This window comes from uncultured Campylobacter sp., assembly GCF_938018035.1.
Taxonomy (GTDB): domain Bacteria; phylum Campylobacterota; class Campylobacteria; order Campylobacterales; family Campylobacteraceae; genus Campylobacter_B.
Map to the genome: position 1 here is coordinate 1 of NZ_CALIJF010000072.1, position 3,216 is coordinate 3,216.

At 50.7% G+C, this 3,216-nt stretch carries 4 protein-coding genes and 1 pseudogene; 3 read left to right on the forward strand and 2 right to left on the reverse strand.

What is annotated here, in order from left to right; translation table 11 throughout:
* Together Q0257_RS02250 and coaE are read right to left on the reverse strand one after the other, a co-directional pair.
* Positions 1-439 (reverse strand): annotated as a pseudogene (locus Q0257_RS02250) (sel1 repeat family protein); the annotation flags it as partial.
* 65 nt (positions 440-504) lie between these two features.
* Positions 505-1,179, reverse strand: coding sequence for a dephospho-CoA kinase (gene coaE, locus Q0257_RS02255; RefSeq protein WP_298021035.1), 675 nt, complete (start codon positions 1,177-1,179; stop codon positions 505-507).
* Positions 1,180-1,252: 73 nt separating this feature from the next.
* Here coaE and purM point away from each other — a divergent pair, with 73 nt between their 5' ends.
* The 3 genes from purM to Q0257_RS02270 are packed head-to-tail and all read left to right on the forward strand — an operon-like array spanning position 1,253 to position 2,638.
* Positions 1,253-2,236, forward strand: a complete 984-nt coding sequence (gene purM / locus Q0257_RS02260; protein WP_298021038.1) for a phosphoribosylformylglycinamidine cyclo-ligase — start codon at positions 1,253-1,255, stop codon at positions 2,234-2,236.
* 44 nt (positions 2,237-2,280) lie between these two features.
* Entirely contained in the window at positions 2,281-2,484 is a 204-nt protein-coding gene (locus Q0257_RS02265) for an Imm10 family immunity protein (RefSeq protein ID WP_298021040.1), read from the forward strand.
* Between the two features lie 13 nt (positions 2,485-2,497).
* Positions 2,498-2,638: a hypothetical protein gene (locus tag Q0257_RS02270; RefSeq protein ID WP_298021043.1), complete on the forward strand. Its 141-nt coding sequence runs from the start codon at positions 2,498-2,500 to the stop codon at positions 2,636-2,638.
* Positions 2,639-3,216: the final 578 nt, after the last annotated feature.

Consider the following 3,216-nt stretch of genomic DNA (forward strand, 5'->3'; position numbering starts at 1 on the left):
TGCAGGCGTCGCCGAAAAGCTCATTCGCCCTCTTGCGATCCTGCGCCACCCCCTGCCCGTCGTTGTAGAGCAGCCCTAAATAGACGCAGCCCTTCTGCTCGCCGAGCTTGCACGCCCTGTCGTAATAGCGCGCGGCCTGCCTGAAGCTTCTATTTGAGTCGTATGCGTAGCCTAAATTTGCACAATCCAGCGCATTTTCCTCGCCGCCTGCGTCGCAGTTGCGCTGCAGCTCGTTTGTCACGCGGCTTAGTTTTTTACAATCCATCTCGCTCCCCGCGGCGCAGCCCTTCCTTAGATCGTCGATCTCCGCCGTAGCGCCCGTCGCGAGCAGTGCAGAGAGCAAAACAGCTCGCGCCGCAAATTTTAACCGCTCTTTAAGCGGCGCGCTTTTAAATTTTTGAAATTTAGCGCCCTTTTGGGCACAGCTACCGATCCTCATCGCCTTCTCCTTTATTTTCAACTCATCTCAATTCGCGTAGAAATTTTACCCAACCGCGCAAAGGGCTAAATTCTATCTTTTAGCTCTTTTAAAAATCTCTCCACCGCGGCCTTAAGCGCGGCAAGATCGCCGCTATTATCTATAACAAAATCCGCCATAGCGCGCTTTTGCTCGATATTAGTTTGTAGCTCCACGCGGTGTTTTACGGCGGCATGATCGAGCCCATTTCGCTTCATCACGCGCGCGATCAGCGTATCTTTAGGAGCATAAACGACCGCTACTTTATCGAAAAACTCATACCTCTTGCCCTCGAAAAACAGCGGAATATCGACGAAATAGAGCTTTCCTTTCGCCTCCAAAGCCTGTGCCTGCGATAAAATTTCAGCCGCTATCTTTGGATGCAGCAGCGCTTCTAGCTTTGCAAGCTCCGCAGGGTTTTTAAACACCAGCTCGCCTAGCTTTTTGCGATCTACCGAAGCACGGTGCGCGGCCGAAATTTCCTCATCGCCGCTAGCGTCAAATTCCGCGTACGAACTCAAATTTCTAGCCTGCGCGTCCTTTTGCACGACATATTGCGCGCCGAAAATTTCAGCCACCTGCGCGGCGCAGCGATCAAGAACGCAGTGCGAAATCTTATCGGCATCGATGATCTCAAATCCGCGATCACGAAGCAGCTCGCAAACCGCGCTCTTACCGCTGCCGATGCTGCCTGTAATGACGACGGCGTGTTTAAATTTCAAGGTGAGCCTTTATAGCGTTTTTATTCGATTTTAGCTAAAATCTGCGAAATTATACCATCTTGGAGGATAAAATTTGATAAGCTACAAAGACGCGGGCGTCGATATAGACGCGGGAAATGAGTTCGTAAACGCAATAAAACCGTTCGTAAAAGCGACGCAAACTCCGCACGTTTTGGGCGGTATTGGCTCGTTTTCGGGTGCAGTGAGGCTGCCTGCGGGCTACAAAAAGCCCGCGATCCTAGGCGCCACCGACGGTGTGGGCACAAAACTGCGACTCGCGATCGATGCGCGCAAATTTGAGGGCGTGGGGCAGGACCTCGTCGCGATGTGCGTAAACGACCTCATCTGTAACTTCGCCGAGCCGCTATTTTTCCTCGACTACTACGCGACGGCGAAGCTTGAGATCGCGGATGCCAAAGAGGTCGTAAAAAGCATCGCCGAGGGCTGCAAACTCGCGCGCTGCGCGCTAATCGGCGGCGAAACGGCGGAGATGCCCTCGATGTATGAAAAGGGCGACTTCGACCTAGCGGGCTTTGCCGTGGGTATCGCCGAAGAGGACGAGATCGACCGCAGCAAGTTTGTACGTGAGGGCGACGTACTTATCGCACTTCCTAGCAGCGGCTTGCACTCAAACGGCTTCTCGCTCGCACGAAAAGTGATCGCCGAACTGGGGCTAAAATTTGACAACAAAGTGGACGGTCGAGCGCTCATCGACGTGCTTTTGGAGCCGACCAGGATCTACGTCGGCGACTTTTTAAATTTAAAAAACAAGATCCACGCACTAGCGCACATCACGGGCGGCGGCATCGTGGAAAATCTGCCGAGAGTATTTCCGGAGGGACTAGGCGCAAAGATCGAACACGCCGCGATCCGCACGCCTGAAATCTTTAAAATTATCGCGCAAAAGGTAGAGCCTGCCGAGATGATGAGGACGTTTAATATGGGCGTTGGCATGATCGTCGTAGCTCCGAAGCAAAACGCGGACTTCGTGCTGGCAAATACCGACGGCTACGTTATCGGCGAGGTCGTAAAAGGCGCGGGCGCACAGCTCGTGTAAATTTGAAGCGGTAAAATTTGCCGCTTTTTGCCAAAGCAGAATTTATGTTTAGATTAAATTTTAAAGCAGGTGTTGCGACCGCTTCCAAAAACAGCGCCGAGAATTATTATATGATAGGCCTTGCGGACGACAAGTACGACTATAAGAACTATCTGCTTTTCCAAAGACCGATCAAGCTCGGGCGGTACGAGGACGCAGACGCACCGCATAACGGCTTATACGCCAAGTGTAGGCGACGTGTGCTATAATGGCTGTAAGGCTATGAAAATCACTAGCGAGCTTATCGTTTTGAAGTCCAAGATAGTGTCATCACCGCGGATATCCGTGGCGTTAAAATTCCCAAACGCTTCATGCAGTATTGCAAAAAAAATTTTCGGCGATCTGTTTAGCATCGAGGGATAAATTTAAATGCGTAGCGGCACGCAAAAGCAAATTTCGCAATCACAAATATAAAGCCGAGATTAAAATTTAACGAGCGAATTTTTAGATATCGCAGGATAAGGGCGTTTAAGCAAAGCCATTAAACGCGGCAAAATTTCGCGCCGGAGTAAAATTTATTGCGAGATTTACGCATCAAATTCGGCGCAAGTATTATGTGGCAAAATTTACCCTTCCAAACATAGCTAAATTTCACGCTCGATCCGCCGCCTGCGCTTTAAATTTAGACGCGCCGCTTGTCGCCTCTGCCCTCTTACAGCGAGCCCCGCGGACTTAAGAGATGCAAAACGATCATCTCGCTATCCGCGCAGTCGATTATTTTTTAGGAAGAGTAATCACTAGCGCGCCCATACTGCCGCCTGCCTTTTCAGGAAAGGGCGATCGTTCGCCCCTTCGGTTTAAATTTTATCTATGGGCTCGCGCCTTATTTTGCAAAATCTAAAATTTTAGCGATATTTTCGCGGCTGTAGAGCTCCGCCATATTCCACGCTTTAGCGTTTGTCGCGGCTACGTCTATGACCTCGTCTAGCACCTTGCCTTCG